This window comes from Limnohabitans sp. 63ED37-2 (genome assembly GCF_001412535.1).
Classification (GTDB): domain Bacteria; phylum Pseudomonadota; class Gammaproteobacteria; order Burkholderiales; family Burkholderiaceae_C; genus Limnohabitans_A.
Genome location: NZ_CP011774.1, coordinates 2,466,949 through 2,487,074, shown reverse-complemented (window position 1 = coordinate 2,487,074; position 20,126 = coordinate 2,466,949). Strand labels below are relative to the sequence as shown.

17 protein-coding genes are annotated in these 20,126 nt (G+C 61.0%); all 17 read left to right on the top strand.

Translation table 11 applies throughout. The annotated features are described in order from the left end of the window. The first annotated feature begins 517 nt into the window (after positions 1-517). Positions 518-1,342, top strand: a complete 825-nt coding sequence (dksA, locus tag L63ED372_RS16225) for an RNA polymerase-binding protein DksA (protein ID WP_156343691.1) — start codon at positions 518-520, stop codon at positions 1,340-1,342. A gap of 342 nt (positions 1,343-1,684) precedes the next feature. After that, positions 1,685-2,113 (top strand): division/cell wall cluster transcriptional repressor MraZ, encoded by a 429-nt coding sequence (mraZ, locus tag L63ED372_RS11550; RefSeq protein WP_062406086.1) that lies wholly within the window; start codon positions 1,685-1,687, stop codon positions 2,111-2,113. Between the two features lie 5 nt (positions 2,114-2,118). Beyond that, positions 2,119-3,048, top strand: coding sequence for a 16S rRNA (cytosine(1402)-N(4))-methyltransferase RsmH (gene rsmH / locus L63ED372_RS11545; RefSeq protein WP_062406085.1), 930 nt, complete (start codon positions 2,119-2,121; stop codon positions 3,046-3,048). Then, a complete protein-coding gene (gene ftsL, locus L63ED372_RS11540; protein ID WP_062406084.1) occupies positions 3,045-3,356 on the top strand; it encodes a cell division protein FtsL in 312 nt (103 codons plus the stop codon). Before rsmH ends, ftsL begins: the two co-directional genes overlap by 4 nt. Next, on the top strand, positions 3,353-5,092 hold the full coding sequence (locus L63ED372_RS11535) for a peptidoglycan D,D-transpeptidase FtsI family protein (RefSeq protein WP_062406083.1): 1,740 nt from the start codon (positions 3,353-3,355) through the stop codon (positions 5,090-5,092). The genes ftsL and L63ED372_RS11535 overlap by 4 nt, the downstream gene beginning before the upstream one ends. Beyond that, positions 5,092-6,624, top strand: a complete 1,533-nt coding sequence (locus tag L63ED372_RS11530; protein WP_062406082.1) for a UDP-N-acetylmuramoyl-L-alanyl-D-glutamate--2,6-diaminopimelate ligase — start codon at positions 5,092-5,094, stop codon at positions 6,622-6,624. The genes L63ED372_RS11535 and L63ED372_RS11530 overlap by 1 nt, the downstream gene beginning before the upstream one ends. After that, on the top strand, positions 6,621-8,072 hold the full coding sequence (locus L63ED372_RS11525; RefSeq protein WP_062406081.1) for a UDP-N-acetylmuramoyl-tripeptide--D-alanyl-D-alanine ligase: 1,452 nt from the start codon (positions 6,621-6,623) through the stop codon (positions 8,070-8,072). Before L63ED372_RS11530 ends, L63ED372_RS11525 begins: the two co-directional genes overlap by 4 nt. Beyond that, positions 8,062-9,240 (top strand): phospho-N-acetylmuramoyl-pentapeptide-transferase, encoded by a 1,179-nt coding sequence (mraY, locus tag L63ED372_RS11520; RefSeq protein ID WP_062406080.1) that lies wholly within the window; start codon positions 8,062-8,064, stop codon positions 9,238-9,240. The genes L63ED372_RS11525 and mraY overlap by 11 nt, the downstream gene beginning before the upstream one ends. A 3-nt stretch (positions 9,241-9,243) precedes the next feature. Then, on the top strand, positions 9,244-11,001 hold the full coding sequence (gene murD, locus L63ED372_RS11515; protein ID WP_062406079.1) for a UDP-N-acetylmuramoyl-L-alanine--D-glutamate ligase: 1,758 nt from the start codon (positions 9,244-9,246) through the stop codon (positions 10,999-11,001). 8 nt (positions 11,002-11,009) lie between these two features. Next, positions 11,010-12,290, top strand: coding sequence for a putative lipid II flippase FtsW (gene ftsW, locus L63ED372_RS11510; RefSeq protein WP_062408021.1), 1,281 nt, complete (start codon positions 11,010-11,012; stop codon positions 12,288-12,290). After that, positions 12,287-13,351 carry an undecaprenyldiphospho-muramoylpentapeptide beta-N-acetylglucosaminyltransferase gene (gene murG, locus L63ED372_RS11505; RefSeq protein WP_062406078.1) on the top strand — a complete coding sequence of 355 codons (1,065 nt, stop codon included), beginning with the start codon at positions 12,287-12,289 and terminating at the stop codon, positions 13,349-13,351. The genes ftsW and murG overlap by 4 nt, the downstream gene beginning before the upstream one ends. Continuing rightward, positions 13,348-14,772, top strand: coding sequence for a UDP-N-acetylmuramate--L-alanine ligase (gene murC, locus L63ED372_RS11500; protein ID WP_062406077.1), 1,425 nt, complete (start codon positions 13,348-13,350; stop codon positions 14,770-14,772). The genes murG and murC overlap by 4 nt, the downstream gene beginning before the upstream one ends. Then, positions 14,769-15,743, top strand: a complete 975-nt coding sequence (locus tag L63ED372_RS11495) for a D-alanine--D-alanine ligase (RefSeq protein ID WP_062406076.1) — start codon at positions 14,769-14,771, stop codon at positions 15,741-15,743. The genes murC and L63ED372_RS11495 overlap by 4 nt, the downstream gene beginning before the upstream one ends. Continuing rightward, positions 15,740-16,528, top strand: coding sequence for a cell division protein FtsQ/DivIB (locus L63ED372_RS11490; protein ID WP_156343623.1), 789 nt, complete (start codon positions 15,740-15,742; stop codon positions 16,526-16,528). The genes L63ED372_RS11495 and L63ED372_RS11490 overlap by 4 nt, the downstream gene beginning before the upstream one ends. A 40-nt stretch (positions 16,529-16,568) precedes the next feature. Beyond that, positions 16,569-17,798 carry a cell division protein FtsA gene (ftsA, locus tag L63ED372_RS11485; protein ID WP_062406075.1) on the top strand — a complete coding sequence of 410 codons (1,230 nt, stop codon included), beginning with the start codon at positions 16,569-16,571 and terminating at the stop codon, positions 17,796-17,798. 135 nt (positions 17,799-17,933) lie between these two features. Further along, on the top strand, positions 17,934-19,148 hold the full coding sequence (gene ftsZ / locus L63ED372_RS11480) for a cell division protein FtsZ (RefSeq protein WP_062406074.1): 1,215 nt from the start codon (positions 17,934-17,936) through the stop codon (positions 19,146-19,148). A 34-nt stretch (positions 19,149-19,182) separates the two neighbouring features. Next, positions 19,183-20,106 carry a UDP-3-O-acyl-N-acetylglucosamine deacetylase gene (gene lpxC, locus L63ED372_RS11475; RefSeq protein WP_062406073.1) on the top strand — a complete coding sequence of 308 codons (924 nt, stop codon included), beginning with the start codon at positions 19,183-19,185 and terminating at the stop codon, positions 20,104-20,106. The last annotated feature ends 20 nt before the right edge of the window (positions 20,107-20,126 follow it).

Sequence of the window (20,126 nt, the reverse complement as noted above, 5' to 3'; positions counted from 1 at the left end):
CCTTTTGGGCGGAGTTGGCGAACCCCACAAGGTCTATAACAAGGGTTTGAGAAGCATATGAACAGGTTTCGGGTCGGCTGCGCAGGGACAGACGGTCAGAAGTCTGCCCTTAGACACGGCTAGGAGACAAGACGTGAAGACCCCGATCAAGACAAAGCCCCCTGGTCCATCTGCAGTGGCCTCCAAAACCACCACCACCGCGGCCAAGGCCAAGGTGGTGACTGCCCAAGCGGCGGCCAAACCTGCTGCCAAACCTGCATCCAAAGCGGTGGCCAAGCCTGCTCCCAAAGTGGCTGCGAAACCAGCGACGAAAGCGACGGCTAAACCTGCTGCCAAAGCGGCTGCGAAACCAGCGGCCAAACCCAGCGCCAAAGCCCCGGTGAAACCCGTTGCCAAAGTGGCTGCCAAAGCTGTGGCTAAACCCGTTGCAAAACCTGCGGCTAAACCTGCGGCTAAACCTGCGGCTAAACCTGTTGCCAAACCCGCTGCCAAAGCCAAGCCCACGCCAAAACCGGCTGTGCCTGCCAAGGCCGTGAAAGACAAATCTGCTGCGGCCTCCGCCGCTGCATCCAAAGCGGCTGCGCCATCCAGTCCACCCCGATCGTCTGCTGCACCCAAAGCTGCAACGGCTGCCCCGCCAGCCCAGATACCCAAAACGAAAAACATGAGTCTTACCAAAGTGGAATCAGTCCAAGTCCCCGTCGAATCCAACCCCGTCAGCCCAGCACCTGCGGCTGAACAGTTGGTTCGCGCCACACGGCCTTCGGCCCGTTTGGCCCAGATCACCGTGCCTTCCTTGCCGCCAGCCGTGGCCTCCACAGCGGCCAAGTCCAGTTTCTTGCCCAGCGCCGCACCCGCACCTGTTGCGGTGCCTTTTGCGCCCATCAAGAAGGACCCCAAGCTGGCCAACAACTGGAAATCCAAAAAGGTTGAAGAGCTGTCGGACGCCGAGATCATCGCCATGTCCGACGATGAGTACATGAACGACAAGCAGATGGCGTATTTCCGCCTGAAGCTGACCCTGCTCAAGCAGGACATCTTGGCCAGTGCGGGACAAACCACCGAGCACCTGCGCGAAGACACGGTGGTGGTGCCTGACCCTGCCGACCGCGCCACGATTGAAGAAGAGCATGCCTTGGAGCTGCGCACGCGCGACCGCGAGCGCAAGTTGCTCAAGAAGATCGAACAATCGATCCAGCGCATCGATGCGGGCGATTACGGCTTTTGCGATGAAACCGGCGAGGCCATCGGTGTGGGCCGCTTGTTGGCCCGCCCAACGGCCACTTTGTCGCTGGAAGCCCAGCAGCGGCGCGAACTCAAACAAAAGATGTTTGGCGATTGATTTCAGTCTGCCTGACATCCCATTGTGAAAAAACCCCTGCCCAGGGGTTTTTTTTCGCGTGCGTGGTGGGATGTGGGTCTTGTTTTGAATTTACTGTTTTTAAATTTTTTGAGTTTATTGTCACTTGAGATGTTACTTGCACTGTGCCATGTAAGTGTCTAATTCATAAAGAAAATACGCCGATTGGAGGATTGAAAAGAAGCGCTAAGCCTTTGATTTCATTGAAAAAAATCGATCTACACCCTTTGTTTGGACTCAGTTTCCTGATACAGTGCAAAAAAGTGCAATTAAGTGGGATTTGGTGCCACTGATGTGCTTTTTTCACACCAAAGGGTCTTCGCCGTGTTTCAAGGGGCTTCATCGCTGAGTCTGGATGCCAAAGGGCGCTTGTCAGTGCCGACACGGCATCGTGACGTCCTGAGCGCGACGGCACTGGGCCAGCTGACCATCACCAAGCACCCGCATGGTTGTCTGATGGTGTTCCCCCGCCCCGAGTGGGAAAAGTTCCGTGACCGCATTGCCGAGTTGCCCATGTCGGCCCAATGGTGGAAGCGCATCTTTTTAGGCAATGCGATGGACGTCGAGATGGATGGCACCGGGCGCGTGTTGATTTCGCCCGAGTTGCGCCAAGCCGCTGGCATTTCCAAGGACACCATGCTGCTTGGTATGGGCAACCACTTCGAGTTGTGGGACAAGACCACCTATGACGCGCAAGAGGCGCAGGCCATGCAGGGCGACATGCCCGATGTGTTCAAGGACTTTTCTTTCTGAACGCCATGACCGACAGCGCACTGACCCACATCACCGTTTTGCTCAACGAAGCCGTGGACGAGTTGCTCCAGGCTTCGGCCGGTGCCGATGGGGCTTATGTGGACGCCACATTCGGCCGGGGTGGTCATTCACGTTTGATTTTGTCGCGCCTGTCTGCGCAGGGCCGGCTGCTGGCCTTTGACAAGGACCTGGAGGCGATTGCCGAAGCTGGGCGCATTGCAGACACCCGTTTTGCCATTCGGCACGAGGGCTTTTCGCACCTGGGTGAACTGCCCGCTGGCAGTGTCGATGGCGTGCTGATGGACCTGGGCATCAGCTCCCCCCAGATCGACAGCCCCGAGAGGGGTTTTTCTTTTCGTTTTGAGGGCCCACTCGACATGCGCATGGACACCACGCGCGGACAGAGTGTGGCCGATTGGCTGGCCACTGCAGAGGTGGATCAAATCACGGAGGTGATACGTGACTATGGCGAAGAACGGTTTGCTTTTCAGATTGCAAAGGCGCTTGTGGCTCGCCGACAGGAGCGGGGCCCAATTTCAAGCACCTCCGACTTGGCCCAGCTCGTGGCTGACACGGTCAAAACCCGCGAGCCGGGCCAGAACCCAGCAACGCGGACATTTCAGGCTTTTCGGATTTTCATCAATGCCGAACTTGAAGAGCTCGAACAGGCGCTAGAAGGCTGCTTGCGCGTGTTGGCACCGGGCGGTCGCTTGGTGGTCATCAGCTTCCATTCGCTCGAAGACCGCATCGTCAAGCAGTTCATCGCCAAACATTCCAAAGAGGTGGTGGACCGCCGCGTCCCATTTGCCGAGCCCATGAAAATGCGCCTGAAGGCAATAGGGCGTGTGCGCCCCAGCGAGAGCGAAGTGCGCGGCAACCCCCGCTCGCGCAGCGCCATCATGCGCATGGCCGAACGCACCGAGGTGCCGGCATGACCCGCGTGAGCTTGCTCTTGTTGGTGGCCACGGTGGTCAGCGCCTTGTGGCTGGTGCACAGCCACTACGAATCGCGCCGCATGTTCATGGAACTGGAGTCCACGCGCAAAGAGGCCAAGCGCATCGAAGTTGACCATGACCGCATGGAAGTCGAGCGCCGCGCCCAAGCCACGCCTTTGCGTGTGGAGCAAATTGCCCGTCAGCAGTTGAACATGCGCACGGCCTCTCCCGCCATCACGCAGTACGTCAATGCGCAGGGTGCAAACGCAGGCGCTGCAACACCCACAGCAGCCGGAGGCCGCCAGTGAAGCGCAGCCCCAGCGTCCAGTTGACCTCCAGCCCTTTGCTGGCGAGCAAGACCCCGGTCTGGCGCAGCAAATTGATTGTGGCCGCCATGGCCTTGGGTTTTCTGGGGCTGGTGGGCCGCGCGGCCCATGTGCAGGTGATCGACAACGATTTTTTCCTGCGCCAAGGTGAGGTGCGTTTTGCCCGCACCCTGGAGTTGCCCGCCAATCGCGGGCGAGTGCTCGACCGCAATGGGGTGTTGCTGGCGTCTAGTGTGCCCGCCCCCAGCATCTGGGCCAATCCGGAAGACCTGGAGCGTGACCCGGTCAAGTTACGTCAACTCGCCCGTTTGCTGGAGATGACCCCTGCCGAGCTCGACAACAAGCTCAAGAACGAAGAAAAAACCTTTGTCTGGCTGCGTCGCCAGATGGACGAAACAGTCGTCAAGGAAATCCGGGCCTTGGGCATCAAAGGTGTCTACGACATCAAAGAGTACAAGCGCCTGTACCCGGAAGGTGAAGCCGCCGCGCACATCGTGGGTTTCACCAATGTGGAGGACAAGGGCCAAGAGGGCGTTGAACTCATTTTCCAAAAGCAGCTGGCAGGGCAACCCGGATCGCGCCGTGTGATCAAGGACCGTTTGGGCCGTGTGGTCGAAGCCGTGGGTGAAACCGTGCACCCTGTTGATGGCAAGGACCTGCAGCTGAGCATCGACAGCAAGGTGCAGTTCTATGCCTACCAGACCCTGCGCGAAGCGGTCAAGGAGCACAAGGCCAAGGCGGGCAGCGTGGTGGTGTTGGATTCGCAGACCGGAGAAATTCTGGCGCTGGCCAATTACCCCAGCTATTCACCATCGCGCCGCGTCAACCTCAGCGGCGAGCAATTGCGCAACCGCGCCTTGACCGACAGCTTCGAGCCCGGCTCGACCATGAAGCCCTTCACGGTGGCGCTGGCGCTGGAGCAAGGCTTGGTCAAGCCCGAGACCATGATCCAAACCGCTCCAGGGCGCATCAACATCACGGGCTCGACCATCACCGATGTGCATCCCTACGGCATGCTCAGCGTGAATGAGGTGATCCAGAAGTCGAGTAACGTGGGCACCGTGAAGATGGCCATGCAGTTGGAGCCCCGTGAAATGTGGGAGATGTTCACCGAGCTGGGTTTTGGGCAAAAACCCACTTTGCCGTTTCCGGGTGTGGTCAGTGGCCGTTTGCGCCCCTACAAATCGTGGCGCCCCGTGGAGCAGGCCACCATGAGTTATGGCTATGGCGTCTCGGGCAGCTTGTTTCAGATGGCTCGGGCTTACACCGTGTTTGCGCGTGATGGCGAAATCGTCCCGGCCACCATGATGAAAGCCGATCACCAGGCGCAGGGCACACGCGTGATCAGCGCTGCCAATGCCAAAGCCATGCGCAAGATGCTGCAAATGGCAGCGGGCCCTGGCGGCACCGGACAAAAAGCCCAGACCATCGGTTATTCGGTGGGTGGCAAGTCGGGCACGGCCCGCAAGCAAGAAGGCAAGGGTTACGCCAGCAAAAAATACCGCGGCTTTTTTGTGGGCATCGCCCCGGTCGAGCAGCCACGCATTGTGGTGGCGGTGATGATCGATGAGCCCTCCAACGGGGTCTATTACGGCGGTGCCGTGGCTGCTCCCGTGTTCAGCCAGACGGTGCAGCAAACCCTGCGACTGATGGGCGTGCAGCCGGACATGGCCGTCAAGCCCCAGATCGTGGCCAAAGCGGTCGAGGAGTCGTTCTGATGCACACATGGCACAGCGCTCAGGACGCCGCTGTCTGGTTGCGCTCGCGCGTGACCGGCGAGCTGCGCACCGACAGCCGACTGGTGCAGGCAGGCGACGGTTTCATTGCGTGGCCAGGCGCAGCTACCGATGGGCGACATTACCTGGCCCAGGCCTTGGCGCAAGGCGCCAGCGCCTGCCTGATGGAGGAGCTTGGACACGGCACTTGGCTGAGCGCGCTGCAGAGCCCCAACCCAGCGGCACTGGCGTGTATGCCCAGCCTCAAAGCCCAAACCGCTTGGGTGGCTGACGCCTACTATGAACAACCCAGCCGCGCTTTGCAGGTGCTGGCGGTCACGGGCACCAACGGCAAAACATCAACGGCTTGGTGGTTGGCACAGGCCCTGTCTTCGCCCGTGTTGCAACAAGCCTGTGGGCTGGTGGGCACATTGGGTGTTGGCCAATTGCCCGATCTGGTGAGCACCGGCATGACCACCCCCGACCCGGTGTTGTTGCAGCGCCAGTTCCGCCAGTTTGCAGACGACGGCGTCACGCACTGCGCCATCGAAGCTTCTTCCATCGGCCTGGCTGAGCACCGTTTGGACGGCACACACATCCGCGTGGCCGTGTTCACCAACTTCACCCAAGACCACCTGGACTACCACGGCGACATGGCCCGTTACTGGTCGGCCAAGGCCGCTTTGTTTACGTGGCCCGGTTTGCAGTCGGCCGTCATCAACATCGACGATGCACAGGGCGCTTTGTTGGCCCAGCAGCTGCAAGGCGGCCCACTCGACGTCTGGACCTGCTCGCGCCGCGGCGCAGCCCGTTTGCAAGCCCGTGCTTTGCCCAGTGCCCAAGGTTTGGCTTTTGAGGTGATCGAAGGCCAGACCGTGCAGACCTTGCACACGGGTTTGATCGGTGACTACAACATCGACAACCTTTTGGGCGTGATCGGCAGTTTGCGGGCCCTGGGTTTTGATTTGACACAAGCGGTGCAAGCTTGTGCACAGCTGACGGCGGTGCCCGGCCGCATGGAGCGCGTGTCTTTGGCGCTGCCCGGTGTTCAGGCGCAATTGCCTCAACCGCTGGTGGTCGTGGACTATGCCCACACCCCCGATGCCATCACCCAAGCACTTGCCGCATTGCGTTCGCAGGCAGCGCTGCGTGGAGGCCGCCTGTGGTGTGTGCTGGGTTGCGGCGGTGACCGCGATGCGAGCAAGCGCCCCTTGATGGCCGCAGCCGCCGAAGCCGCAGCCGACCAAGTGCTGCTGACCAGCGACAACCCCCGCAGCGAATCGCCCGAAGCGATTGTGGCCGCCATGGTCCAAGGCCTGCGCCAACCGCAATCGGTCCAGATTCAACTGGACCGTGCCTTGGCGATTGGTGAAGCGGTGGTCCAAGCTGCCGAGCAAGATGTGGTGCTGGTGGCGGGCAAAGGCCACGAAAGCGAGCAAGAGATCATGGGCGTTCGCCACCCGTTTTCGGATGTGGTGCAGGCCCGCAGGGCTTTGCAGCAACGCGCTGCGCAGCACCAGGGGGTGCCCGCATGAAAGTCCCGGTGTCCATGCAACTGAATTTGAGTCTCGCCCTGAGCTGGCTGAGCCAAGCTCGTAGCGTGAACGTGCAAGGCGTGGTGGCCGACCGGGTGCACACCGACAGCCGCAGCCTGCAAGCAGGTGACCTGTTTGTGGCTTTGCGTGGTGAGCGCTTTGATGGCAACCAGTTCATCGCCCAAGCCCAGGCGCAAGGCGCTGTGGCGGTGGTGTGCGAGGCTTCTGGCGAAGCACAAGCTGCGGCGCACGGCTTGCCCGCGCTGGTGGTGCCCGATGCACGCATCGCTTTGGGCGAGTTGGCGGCGGGCTGGCGTGCGCAATTCAACTTGCCGCTGATCGCCGTGACCGGCAGCAACGGCAAGACCACCGTGACCCAAATGGTCGCGTCCATCTTGCGTGCCCATGCGGGGGACGACGCCTTGTCCACCCAGGGCAACCTGAACAACGACATTGGCGTGCCCCTGACCCTGTTCAATTTACGCACCCACCACCGCATGGCCGTGGTCGAGCTGGGCATGAACCACCCCGGTGAGATCGCTTACTTGTCCCAACTGGCCCAGCCCACCGTGGCATTGGTCAACAACGCCCAACGTGAGCACCAAGAGTTCATGGGCACTGTGGAGGCCGTGGCGCATGAAAACGGGGCGGTGCTGCAGGCCTTGCCTCCTGAGGGCGTGGCGGTGTTTCCAGCCGACGAAGATTTCACGGCCGTGTGGCGCGAGCTGTCTGGCCAGCGTGCACAGCGCTGTTTTGCCATGGCCTCTGCCGCAGACGCCGATGTGCGTGCTGCTGTGGTGGTCTGGCAGTCAGGCGCCTGGCAGTTCACGCTCAAAACGCCCGAGGGCACCGCGCCTGTGCACCTGCACATTGCCGGGCGACACAACGTCAAAAACGCCTTGGCCGCCACAGCGTGCGCTTTGGCGGCGGGCGTGCCTTTGGCCGCCGTGGTGCAGGGCTTGGTTGCGTTTGAGCCGGTCAAGGGCCGCTCGCGTGCACTGGTCCTGCCCATGGGCGCAGAAGAAATCACCCTGGTGGACGACACCTACAACGCCAACCCCGACTCGGTACGCGCCGCCATCGACGTGCTGGCCGAGCTGCCTGCGCCGCGTTTGCTGGTCTTGGGCGACATGGGTGAAGTGGGCAACCAAGGCCCCGAGTTCCATGCCGAGGTGGGTGCCTACGCCGCCGAGCGCGGCATCGAAGCACTGTTCACCCTGGGTGACTTGTGTGTACACAGCGCGCAGGCCTTTGGGGCGGCCCGGCACTTCGCAGACATGGGCAGTTTGCTGTCGGCGACCACAGAATCGTTGGGCGAGTTCCGCAGCGTGGTCGTCAAAGGCTCGCGTTTCATGAAGATGGAGCGTGTGGTGCAAGCGCTGCAGTCGCACAGCAACGACAAGAACAGTCAAAACAAAGATAAAAAAGGGGAGCCCCATGCTGCTTAGCCTGGCCCAATGGTTGCAAAGTTTGTCTCCCGATTGGGGCTTTTTGCGCGTTTTCCAATACATCACCTTCCGAGCCGTGATGGCCGCCATGACGGCGCTCTTGATCGGTCTGGCGGCAGGCCCTTGGGTCATCCGCCGCTTGACCTCGCTCAAAATTGGCCAGCCCATCCGTGGCTACGGCATGGAGTCGCACCTGTCCAAAAGCGGCACACCCACTATGGGCGGCGTGCTCATCTTGTTGTCGATCGCCATCTCCACTTTGTTGTGGTTTGACCTGTCCAACCGCTTCGTCTGGATTGTGCTGATCGTGACCTTGGGCTTTGGGGCCATTGGCTGGGTGGACGACTGGCGCAAAGTGGTCAACAAAGACCCCGAGGGCATGCGTTCTCGCGAGAAGTATTTCTGGCAATCGGTCATCGGCTTGCTGGCCGCGCTGTATTTGGTGTTCAGCATTTCCGAAGTGTCCAACCTGCGCGTGCTCGACTTGTTTGGCCAGTGGGTCATGTCGGGCTTTGATGTGAGTCTGCCGCCCAAAGCAGGTTTGCAGGTACCTTTCTTCAAGGAAGTCAACTACCCCTTGGGCGTGCTGGGCTTTGTGGTCCTGACCTATCTGGTCATCGTGGGGTCCAGCAATGCAGTCAACCTCACGGACGGTTTGGACGGCCTGGCCATCATGCCAGTGGTCATGGTCGGCTCGGCCTTGGGCGTCTTTGCCTACGTCACCGGCAGCGCGGTGTATTCCAAGTACCTGTTCTTCCCGTACATCCCAGGCTCGGGCGAGTTGCTCATCTTCTGCGCCGCTATGGCGGGTGCGGGTTTGGCGTTTTTGTGGTTCAACACCCACCCGGCCCAGGTCTTCATGGGCGATGTGGGCGCGCTGGCACTGGGCGCGGCACTGGGCACCATCGCGGTCATCGTGCGGGCCGAAATCGTGTTGGCCATCATGGGGGGCATCTTTGTGGTGGAAGCCCTGTCGGTGATGGCGCAAGTCACGTACTTCAAATACACCAAGAAAAAATACGGCGAGGGTCGGCGCATCTTGAAGATGGCGCCCTTGCACCACCATTTTGAAAAGAGCGGCTGGAAAGAAACACAAGTCGTGGTGCGTTTCTGGATCATCACCATGCTGCTGTGTCTGGTCGGCTTGTCGACCCTGAAGCTGAGGTAAGCCATGCAGCTCCAAGGTCAACACGTTCTGATTCTCGGTTTGGGTGCTTCGGGCCTGGCAATGGCCCGTTGGTGCGCCCTGGCCGGAGCGGACGTGACCGTGGCCGATACCCGTGATGCGCCGCCGCAGTTGGCCACTTTGCAGGCCGAGTGGCCTGCCGTGCGCTTTATCTCCGGCCCCTTTGCGGCCAGCCTGGTTGAAGGCACATCGGTGCGTGCGGTGTTCCGCAGCCCGGGCCTGGCCCCTGAGGTGGTGGCCCCGGTGGTAGACGCTGCCCGCAGCATGGGACTTTGGCAAGGCGGCGAGCTGAGCTTGTTCGCAGCGGGATTGGGAGATTTGAAGACACGCTTTGGCTACGCCCCGCAGGTGCTGGCCATCACCGGCACCAATGGCAAGACCACGGTCACGTCCCTCACCGGACAGCTGGTAGCGCGTGCGGGCAAAACCGTGAAAGTGGCGGGCAACATTGGCCCCACACTGCTGGACACCTTGACCGAAGCCATCGCGCAAGCGCAATTGCAGGTCGAACAAGAAGCCGCTGAACGCGCCGCGGCTGAGCTTGAAAACCCAGATCTGGTCAGTGAGCAGTCTTCGGCCACGACGGTTACAGAAACGTTCACCCATGCTCAGGATGAGCCCGCAAGCGAGGCCGCCGATACCACCGATACCGACGAGGCGCTGGACAGCTTGGATGAAGAGGTCGCCGCTGAACTGCCGCTGCCCGTTGCGCCTGCTGTTCACGATCCCATGGCTCAGGCTTTGCCACAGGTGTGGGTGCTGGAATTGTCCAGCTTCCAGCTCGACAGCTGCGAAGGCTTTGAGCCGACCGCTGCCACCGTGCTGAACATCTCGCAAGACCACCTCGATTGGCACGGCAGCATGGCCGCCTATGCTGCAGCCAAAGCCCGCATTTTTGGTGCACAGGCCCTGATGGTGCTCAACCGCGAAGACGCTCAAGTCATGGCCATGCGGCCCGAGCCCGTGCGTGTGAAGTTGCAAAAGCCTGTTGAGCGCGCTGCTGTGCTGTTTGGTGGCGACATGCCCCAGCGACCAGGCGACTTTGGTATCGAAGTCACCCACGGCATGACCTGGCTGGTCCGTGCCCTGGAGGCCGATGAAACACGTCGCCGCCGCAAAGATGAAGCCGAAGAGCTGCACATCCAGCGCCTGATGCCCGCCGACGCCTTGCGGATTCGTGGACGCCACAACGCGGTCAATGCGCTCGCTGCTTTGGCGCTGGCCAGCAGCGCAGGTTGTGCGCTGGGCCCCATGCTGTATGGCCTGCGCGAATACCGCGGCGAGCCGCACCGTGTCGAGCCGGTGGCCATCATCCAAGAGGTTGAATTTTTTGATGACAGCAAGGGCACCAACGTCGGCGCGACGGTCGCAGCCTTGCAAGGCCTGGGCGCAGACCGCCGTGTGGTGGTCATTTTGGGCGGTGATGGCAAGGGCCAGGACTTCTCGCCTTTGGCCGATCCCGTTCAGCGTTTTGCCCGGGGTGTGGTCTTGATCGGTCGCGACGCCCACGTGATCCGCGAAGCGCTGCAAGGCACCGACGTGCCGCTGCACGATGCCGCAGACATGCAGGCCGCCGTGGCACAAGCTGCGGCCATCGCCCGCAGTGGCGATGCGGTCTTGATGTCGCCCGCTTGCGCGAGCTTTGACATGTTTGACAACTACGGCCACCGCGCCGAGGTGTTTGTGCAAGCCGTGGCGAGCTTGGCCGAGGCAGCGGGTGTGGCCATGGAGGGCGGGCTGTGAGCGAAACCATGACTTTCCCGCAACGCCTTCAGCAATCTGTTGCTGGCCTGTTCCACCGCTTCTCTGGGAGTGGGATGGGTTCGAGCTCGCAGGGCTTGCCGGTGAATCTGGGCGAGTACGGCATGGCCGGTCGCATCAATGGTCGTCCTGCCCGCATGCAAAGCGTGGACCAAGCCTTGGTCTGGGTGGTGGTGGCCTTGCTGCTTTGGGGCATGGTCATGGTGTATTCGGCCTCGATTGCGATGCCGGACAACCCGCGTTTTTCGCGCTACAGCAACACCCATTTCCTCACACGCCATGTGATTTCCATGGGGGTGGGTTGCATCATGGCCCTGCTGGTCTTTCAGGTGCGCATGGAGACCTGGGAAAAAGTGGCCCGTCCCTTGTTTGTGTTTTCTTTGATCTTGTTGGCCTTGGTGTTGATTCCTTTCATCGGCAAAGGTGTGAACGGTGCACGGCGCTGGATTTCCTTTGGTGTCATGAACTTCCAGCCGTCTGAATTGGCCAAGCTGGCCACCATCATTTATGCCGCCGATTACATGGTGCGCAAGATGGACGTGAAGGAGAAATTCTTCAAAGCCGTGCTGCCCATGGGCGCAGCGGTGGGCCTGGCGGGTGTGTTCTTGCTGGCCGAGCCGGACATGGGCGCCTTCATGGTGATCGCCACCATCGCCATGGGCATCTTGTTCCTGGGTGGCGTGAATGCCCGGATGTTCTTCCTGATTTTGGGCATTCTGGTCCTGGCCTTTGTGATCATGATCGCCGAGTCGCCTTGGCGCCGGGAGCGGATCTTTGCGTATCTCGATCCTTTCAGTGCCGAACATGCGCTGGGCAAGGGCTACCAGTTGACGCACTCCTTGATCGCGATTGGCCGCGGCGAGGTCTGGGGTGTGGGCCTGGGCGGCAGTGTCGAAAAACTCCATTGGTTGCCCGAAGCCCACACCGACTTTTTGTTGGCCGTGATTGGTGAAGAGTTTGGCTTGGTCGGTGTGACCTTGGTGATTGGTCTGTTCTTGTGGCTCAGCCGCCGCATCATGGTGATTGGGCGACAGTCGATTGCGCTGGAAAAAGTGTTTTCCGGCCTGGTAGCACAAGGCGTGGGCATTTGGATCGGCTTTCAGGCCTTCATCAACATGGGTGTGAACCTAGGCGCCTTGCCCACCAAGGGCTTGACATTGCCACTGATGAGTTACGGAGGCTCGGCCATCATGATGAACTTGGTGGCCATTGCCATCGTGCTGCGCATCGACGCCGAAAACAAACAAATGATGCGCGGAGGCCGGGCATGACACAAAAATGCGCACTGGTCATGGCGGGTGGCACCGGGGGGCACATCTTCCCGGGCCTGGCTGTGGCCGAGGCCTTGCGTGAAGCCGGTTGGCGCGTGCACTGGTTGGGCGCACCCAACAGCATGGAAAGCCAGCTGGTTCCGCCGCGTGGTTTCACCTTTGAAGCGGTGGACTTTGGTGGTGTGCGCGGCAAAGGCTTGGCCACACTGGCCTTCTTGCCACTCAAGCTGCTGCGTGCTTTTTGGCAAAGCCTGCAGGTTGTGCGCCGGGTCCAACCCGATGTGGTGCTGGGCCTGGGCGGCTACATCACCTTCCCGGGCGGCATGATGGCCAGTCTGTGGGGCAAGCCTCTGGTGCTGCACGAGCAAAACTCGGTGGCGGGCCTGGCCAACAAGGTGCTGGCGCAATTGGCCGACCGTGTTTTCACCGCCTTCCCCGGCGTATTCAAAACCGGCCAATGGGTGGGCAATCCGCTGCGCCAGGCTTTCACCCAGCAGGCTGCACCCGCCGAACGCTTTGCCGGGCGCAGCGGCCCCTTGCGGGTGCTGGTGGTGGGCGGCAGCTTGGGGGCCAAGGCCTTGAATGACATCGTGCCGCAGGCCTTGGCCTTGATGCCGCTGGCCTCGCGCCCAACGGTGATTCACCAAAGCGGCGCCAAACAAATTGACGCGCTGCGGGCCAACTACGAAGCTGCAGGCGTCCAAGCCGAATTGACCCCCTTCATCGACGACACGGCCAGCGCCTTTGCGCAGGCCGATCTGGTGATCTGCCGCGCTGGCGCCAGCACCGTGACCGAGTTGGCCGCGGTGGGTGTGGCCGCCTTGTTCGTGCCCTTCCCATTTGCGGTTGACGACCACCAGACCACCAATGCGCAGTTCTTGGTGGCCTCGGGTGGCGGCTGGCTGGTGCCGCAGGCCGAGTTGACGGCACAAAACCTGGCCGAGCGCCTGACGGCCTTGAGCCGCGACACATTACAAGACGTGGCGCAAAAAGCCCACGCACAGAAAAAAACAAATGCGACCAGGGAGGTTGTGATGGCTTGTGAGGAGTTGGCGGCATGAAACACGCCATCCGAAAAATTCATTTCATCGGTGTCGGTGGCTCGGGCATGAGCGGCATTGCCGAAGTCTTGCTCAATCTGGGGTATCAGATCTCCGGCTCCGATTTGTCCGACAGCGCCACGCTGCAGCGTTTGACGGCCTTGGGCATCCAGACCCATGTCGGCCACAGTGCAGGCAATGTCCAAGACGCCGATGCCGTGGTGACATCAACCGCCGTGAAAGCCGACAACCCCGAGGTGTTGGGCGCGAGGGCGCGTCACATCCCCATCGTGCCGCGGGCTGTGATGCTGGCCGAGCTCATGCGCATGAAGCAGGGCGTGGCCATTGCCGGCACACACGGAAAAACCACCACCACCAGCCTGGTGGCCAGCGTGCTGGCCGAGGCTGGACTGGACCCCACCTTTGTGATAGGTGGCCGCCTAAACAGCGCAGGCGCCAATGCCAAGCTGGGCACGGGCGACTACATCGTGGTGGAAGCCGACGAGTCGGACGCTTCGTTTTTGAACCTCTTGCCCGTGATGGCGGTGGTGACCAACATCGACGCGGACCACATGGAAACCTATGGCCACGACCTGGCCAAGCTCAAAGCCGCGTTTGTGGAGTTCTTGCACCGCATGCCTTTTTACGGTACGGCCATCGTCTGCTCGGACGACCCCGGTGTGCAGTCGATCGTGGACGACATCGCCCGCCCTGTGACCACCTATGGTTTGAACGAAGGCGCCCAGGTGCGTGCGGTGGACGTGCAGGCTCAAAACGGGCAGATGCATTTCACAGTGCAAAGGCGCAATGGGGTGACACTGCCCGACATGCCCATCGTGTTGAATTTGCCGGGTGTTCACAACGTGCTCAACGCTTTGGCGGCCATTTCGGTGGCTGTTGAGTTGGGTGTGGATGATGCCGCTGTGCAACGCGCTTTGGCCCAGTTCAAGGGCGTGGGCAGACGCTTTCAGCGTTATGGCGATGTGCCCACGGCCGATGGCCAAGGCCGCTTCACCGTCATCGACGATTACGGTCACCACCCGGTCGAGATGGCGGCCACGCTGGCCGCAGCCCGTGGTGCATTCCCTGGCCGCCGCCTGGTGTTGGCGTTCCAGCCGCACCGCTACAGCCGCACGCGTGATTGTTTTGAAGACTTTGTCAAAGTCATTGGCCAAGGTTGCGACAGCGTCTTGTTGTCCGAGGTCTACGCCGCAGGCGAAGCGCCCATCGTGGCTGCAGACGGTCGCTCATTGGCCCGCGCCCTGCGCGTGGCGGGCAAGGTCGAGCCCGTGTTTGTGGATCAGATTGCCGACATGCCCCAAGCCGTGATGCGCAATGCGCGTGATGGCGATGTGCTCATTTGTATGGGTGCAGGCTCCATTGGTGGCACCCCAGCGCAGGTGGTGGCCTTGGCCGCCAAGGCCCAAGAGGTGAGCGCATGAAGCCCAACACTTCCATGGCCCAGATGGGCAAAGTCGCTGTGCTGATGGGGGGGCGCTCGGCCGAGCGCGAGGTCTCCCTCATGTCGGGCCGTGGTGTGCTCCAAGCCTTGTTGGCCGCAGGGGTGGATGCCCACGCCTTTGATCCGGCAGAGCGCCATCTGAGCGAGCTTCAGAAAGATGGATTCCAGCGCTGCTTCATTGCCTTGCATGGCCGCTTTGGCGAAGACGGCACGGTGCAAGGCGCCCTGGAGTTGATGGGCATACCGTACACCGGATCGGGTGTGATGGCGTCCAGTATCGCCATGGACAAGGTCATGACCAAACGCGTCTGGCAGGCCGAGGGTTTGCCAGTGCCGCGCCAAGTGCTGGTGCAGCCTGCACAAATCGACAGCTTGTCGGCAGACGAGCTCATCCAGGCGCTGGGCTTGCCCCTGATCGTCAAGCCTGCACGCGAAGGCTCCTCCATTGGTGTGAGCAAGGTGCTGCGGGCCGAAGACGTGCACACCGCATTGCACGCTGCGGCCGCTTGTGACCACGACATCCTGTGCGAGCAGTGCATTGTGGGTGACGAAGTCACCTGCCCGGTGCTGGGCGCAGGCGACGAAGCCCGCGCCTTGCCCGTGATCCGTATCGTGGCCCCCGAAGGCAATTACGACTACCAAAACAAATACTTCACCGACGACACACAGTACCTCGTGCCCTGCGGTTTGCCTGCTCAGGAGGAGGCAGACATTCAAGCCTTGGTGCGCCGGGCTTACCAGACATTGGGTTGCAGGGGTTGGGGCCGCATCGACGTGATGATCGATGGCAAAACCCGCCAGCCTTATTTGTTGGAGATCAACACCTCCCCCGGCATGACCGGGCATTCGCTGGTGCCCATGTCGGCTGCGTCCGAAGGCATGTCGTATGAAGCGCTGTGCTGCCATTTGCTGGCCTCGGCCCAATTGGACTACCAGGGAGTTGCTGCGTGAAAAAAGCCATCCCCTTGCCCACCGATGTTCGGCTCATGAACATGGCCACCGCTTTGCTGGTGCTGGTGTTTGTGTTGCTGGCCTTGGGCAGCGGGGCTTGGTGGTTGATCCGTCATCCCAACTTTGCCCTGCAGACGATCACGGTGCAAGGCGAGGTCCATCGCAACAACGCATTTGCCTTCCGCACGCATGTTTTGCCCAAGTTGGAAGGCAATTTCTTCACCATCGATCTGGCCCAAGCCCGGCAGACCTTTGAGTCGGTGCCTTGGGTGCGGGTCGCTGTGGTGCACCGGGATTTCCCGAACCGTTTGCGGGCCGTCTTGTTGGAGCACAAGCCCATGGCGATGTGGGGTGCCGAAGACGCCGGGACCATGATCAACGAACAAGGCCAAGTGTTTGAGGCCAGTTTGGACGATGCCGATGCAGAGCGCTTGCCCCGCATGAAGGGGCCTGTGGCCGAGTCGCAAGCCGTGGCGGGGATGTACATGGCCTTGAACCCGCGTTTTCAAGCGCTGGACATGGAGATCGAATGGCTGGAGCTGACCCCCCGAGGCAGCTGGCGGGTGCAAACCCAACACGGTGCTCAGATTGAACTGGGACGCGGCAGCCGCGCAGAAATATTGGCACGTTTGGATGTGTTTTTGACAACGTTGAAGCAGGTGACATCCCGTTATGAACGGGGCGCATCGGCTTTGGCAGGCGCGGATTTGCGCCACAAGGATGGCTATGCCTTGCGCTTGCACGGCGTGAGCACGGTGGACGCAGACAACAAGAAAAAGCCTTGAGCGATCAAGGCAGACGAATTAAACGGAAACGGTGGTTGAAATGGCAAAAGAGTACAAAGATCTGGTGGTGGGCTTGGACATCGGAACGTCCAAAGTCATGGCTGTGGTGGCCGAGGTGATGCCCGACGGTCAGCTCAAGATTGCCGGGCTGGGCATTGCGCCTGGCAACGGGCTCAAGCGTGGTGTGGTGGTCAACATCGATGCCACCGTGCAAAGCATCCAGCAGGCGCTCAAAGAGGCCGAGCTGATGGCCGATTGCAAGATCACCCGTGTGAACGTGGGTATCACGGGCAGCCATATCCGCGGTATCAACTCCAGCGGCATGGTGGCCATCAAGGACAAGGAAGTCACCCAGGCCGATCTGGCCCGTGTGATGGAGACGGCCCGGGCCATCAACATCTCCAGCGACCAGCGCTTGTTGTTGGTTGCCCCTCAGGAATTCGTGATCGACAGCCAGGAAGTCAAGGAGCCGATTGGCATGAGCGGCATGCGCCTGGAAGCCAAGGTGCACATCGTCACAGGCGCCCAAAGCGCCGCAGAAAACATCATCAAGTGTGTGCGCCGCTGTGGTCTGGAAGTCGACCAGTTGTTGCTCAACCCCCAGTCGTCGAGCCTGGCCGTGTTGTCCGAAGACGAGCGTGAACTGGGTGTGGTGTGTGTGGACATCGGCGCGGGCACCACCGATGTGGCGATTTTTGCCAACGGCTCCATCCGCCACACCGCCGTCATCCCGATTGCCGGTGACCTGATCACCAGCGACATTGCCATGGCCTTGCGCACGCCCACCAAAGATGCTGAAGACATCAAGGTCGAGAGCGGTTACGCCAAACAGCTGCTCGCCGATCCCGATGCCCAGGTGGAAGTGCCCGGCTTGGGTGACCGGGGTCCGCGCATGCTCAGCCGCCAGGCCTTGGCTGGCGTGATCGAGCCGCGCATCGAAGAGATTTTCTCCCTGGTGCACCAGGTCATCCGTGAATCGGGTTACGAAGAAGTGCTGTCCTCGGGCATCGTGCTCACGGGCGGTAGCGCGGTGATGCCGGGCATGATCGAATTGGGCGAAGACATTTTCCTCAAGCCCGTGCGTCGGGGCTTGCCCAAGTATTCCGGAGGCTTGGCCGACATGGTCAGCCAGCCCCGTGCAGCGACCGTGATGGGTTTGCTGGAAGAGGCCCGCTTGGCCCGCTTGCGCGGCTACAAAGTGACCCAAAAGAAAAGCTCTGTGAACAACGCCTTTGGCCGCTTCAAAGACTTCATTGTGGGGAACTTTTGATGAACTGGACCCATATTTTTCAAGCCAGAAGCAGCCCACCCCTCTTAAGGCCGTTACGATGTTGAAAAATCATTCAAATACACCCAAAAATTCAGAAAACTTTCAGGCAACTGCAAACCATTTAGGAGAAGTAACATGACCATCGAAATGATCCAGACAGAGGAATTCAACCAAGGCACCCAGATCAAAGTGATCGGTGTGGGCGGTGGCGGCGGCAATGCGGTGGAGCACATGATCGAGCGTCAGGTTCAAGGCGTTGAATTCATCTGCGCGAACACCGATGCACAAGCCCTGGCCCGCAGTGCGGCCCACCGCTTTGTGCAACTGGGTCAAACGGGTCTGGGCGCTGGCAGCAAGCCAGACAAGGGCCGCGAAGCCGCTGAAGCCGCTGAGGCCGACATCCGCGCAGCCATCGAAGGCGCCCACATGTTGTTCATCACCGCGGGTATGGGCGGCGGCACCGGCACGGGCGCAGCACCGGTCATCGCCAAGATCGCCAAAGACATGGGCATCCTCACCGTGGGCGTGGTCACCAAGCCGTTCGACTTTGAAGGCAAGCGCCGCATGGACAACGCCGACGAAGGCATGAAGGAGTTGGAAGCCAACGTGGACTCGCTGATCGTGGTCTTGAACGAGAAATTGCTCGAATTGCCCGGTGGCGACGACATGACCCAGGACGAGGCTTTCTCGCACGCCAACGACGTGCTGAAAAACGCCGTGGGCGGTATTGCCGAAATCATCAACGTGCCCGGCCATGTGAACGTCGACTTTGAAGACGTGCGCACCGTCATGGGTGAGCCTGGTAAAGCCATGATGGGCACCGCCGCCGCCAGTGGCCCAGACCGCGCCCGCATTGCAGCCGAGCAAGCCGTCGCCTGCCCACTGCTCGAAGGCGTGGACCTCAAGGGCGCACGCGGCGTGCTGGTCTTGATCAGTGCCGCCAAGGGTTCATTGAAACTCTCCGAGTCCAAGCAAGCCATGAACACCATCCGTGACTGCGCTTCGGAAGATGCCCACGTCATTTATGGCACGGCCTACGACGAGAGCCTGGGCGACCAGATCCGCGTGACCGTGGTGGCCACAGGCTTGACCAAGGCCGGTGCTCGCCGCACAGCGCCTCCCCTGCAAGTGCTGCGCACCGGCACCGACAACGCTCCCTTCCTGATGGGTGGCCAAGAAGCGGCGGCTTCTCCGATGGGCGCGACAGCGGCCTTGGGCGCTGCGGGCATGAACACCCCCGCCATCTGGCGCAGCAACCGCACCCACGCCGCAGCGCGTGTGGACGGCATGGCCAATGCGGGCATGGACGACATCGAAATCCCGGCTTTCTTGCGCAAACAAGCCGACTGATGCGCTGACAAGCAGCGCCCATTAAAATGGGTGCATGCTTGCTCAACGCACCCTCAAAACCCTGACCCAAGCCGTTGGCGTGGGCTTGCACAGCGGCCAGCGGGTCGAATTGACCCTGCGCCCTGCGGCGCCCGACACCGGCATCGTGTTCCGCCGGGTCGATTTGCCCGAGCCGGTGGACATCCCCGTTCGGGCCGAATCGGTGACCGACACCCGACTGGCCTCGACCATTTCGGTCGGCCAGGCCAAGGTGTTCACCGTGGAGCACTTGATGTCGGCCTGCGCCGGGCTGGGCATTGACAACCTGTACGTCGACATCACCGCCGAAGAAGTGCCCATTCTGGACGGATCGGCCTCTTCGTTTGTCTTCTTGCTGCAAAGCGCGGGCATCGTCGAGCAAAACGCGCCCAAGCGCTTTTTGCGGGTGCTCAAAACCGTGCAGGTGAGTGAAGGCGAGGGCAACAACATCAAGTGGGCCAAACTCGAGCCCTTTCACGGCTACAAACTCAGCTTCGAAATCGACTTCCGCCATCCCGCCGTCGACTCAACAGGCCAGCAGGTGGTGTTTGACATGTCAGAGGGCGTGTACTCGCGCGATATCGCCCGTGCCCGTACCTTCGGTTTCACCAAAGATGTGGAAATGATGCGTGCCAACGGCCTGGCCTTGGGCGGTGGTTTGGACAACGCCATCGTGATGGACGACTACAAAGTCCTCAACGCCGACGGGCTGCGCTACGACGACGAGTTCGTCAAACACAAAATCCTGGACGCCATGGGCGACCTGTACATCGTGGGCAAACCTTTGTTGGCCGCCTACAGCGCCTTTCGCTCGGGCCACGCCATGAACAACCAGCTGTTGCGTGCGCTGCTGGCTCAACCCGACGCTTACGAGATCGTGACCTTTGAGAAGTCCAGTCAGGCCCCCAAAGGGTTTGCGGCTTTGCAACCGGCCTGGTGAGCGGGTCAGCGATCGCCCAA

Excerpts from the sequence above, each read along its gene's own strand:
- rsmH (WP_062406085.1), top strand. The coding sequence starts at position 2,119 with ATGACCGACAGCGCACTGACCCACATCACCGTTTTGCTCAACGAAGCC.
- ftsL (WP_062406084.1), top strand. The coding sequence starts at position 3,045 with ATGACCCGCGTGAGCTTGCTCTTGTTGGTGGCCACGGTGGTCAGCGCC.
- L63ED372_RS11530 (WP_062406082.1), top strand. The coding sequence starts at position 5,092 with ATGCACACATGGCACAGCGCTCAGGACGCCGCTGTCTGGTTGCGCTCG.
- L63ED372_RS11525 (WP_062406081.1), top strand. The coding sequence starts at position 6,621 with ATGAAAGTCCCGGTGTCCATGCAACTGAATTTGAGTCTCGCCCTGAGC.
- mraY (WP_062406080.1), top strand. The coding sequence starts at position 8,062 with ATGCTGCTTAGCCTGGCCCAATGGTTGCAAAGTTTGTCTCCCGATTGG.
- murD (WP_062406079.1), top strand. The coding sequence starts at position 9,244 with ATGCAGCTCCAAGGTCAACACGTTCTGATTCTCGGTTTGGGTGCTTCG.
- ftsW (WP_062408021.1), top strand. The coding sequence starts at position 11,010 with ATGACTTTCCCGCAACGCCTTCAGCAATCTGTTGCTGGCCTGTTCCAC.
- murG (WP_062406078.1), top strand. The coding sequence starts at position 12,287 with ATGACACAAAAATGCGCACTGGTCATGGCGGGTGGCACCGGGGGGCAC.
- murC (WP_062406077.1), top strand. The coding sequence starts at position 13,348 with ATGAAACACGCCATCCGAAAAATTCATTTCATCGGTGTCGGTGGCTCG.
- L63ED372_RS11495 (WP_062406076.1), top strand. The coding sequence starts at position 14,769 with ATGAAGCCCAACACTTCCATGGCCCAGATGGGCAAAGTCGCTGTGCTG.
- ftsA (WP_062406075.1), top strand. The coding sequence starts at position 16,569 with ATGGCAAAAGAGTACAAAGATCTGGTGGTGGGCTTGGACATCGGAACG.
- ftsZ (WP_062406074.1), top strand. The coding sequence starts at position 17,934 with ATGACCATCGAAATGATCCAGACAGAGGAATTCAACCAAGGCACCCAG.
- lpxC (WP_062406073.1), top strand. The coding sequence starts at position 19,183 with ATGCTTGCTCAACGCACCCTCAAAACCCTGACCCAAGCCGTTGGCGTG.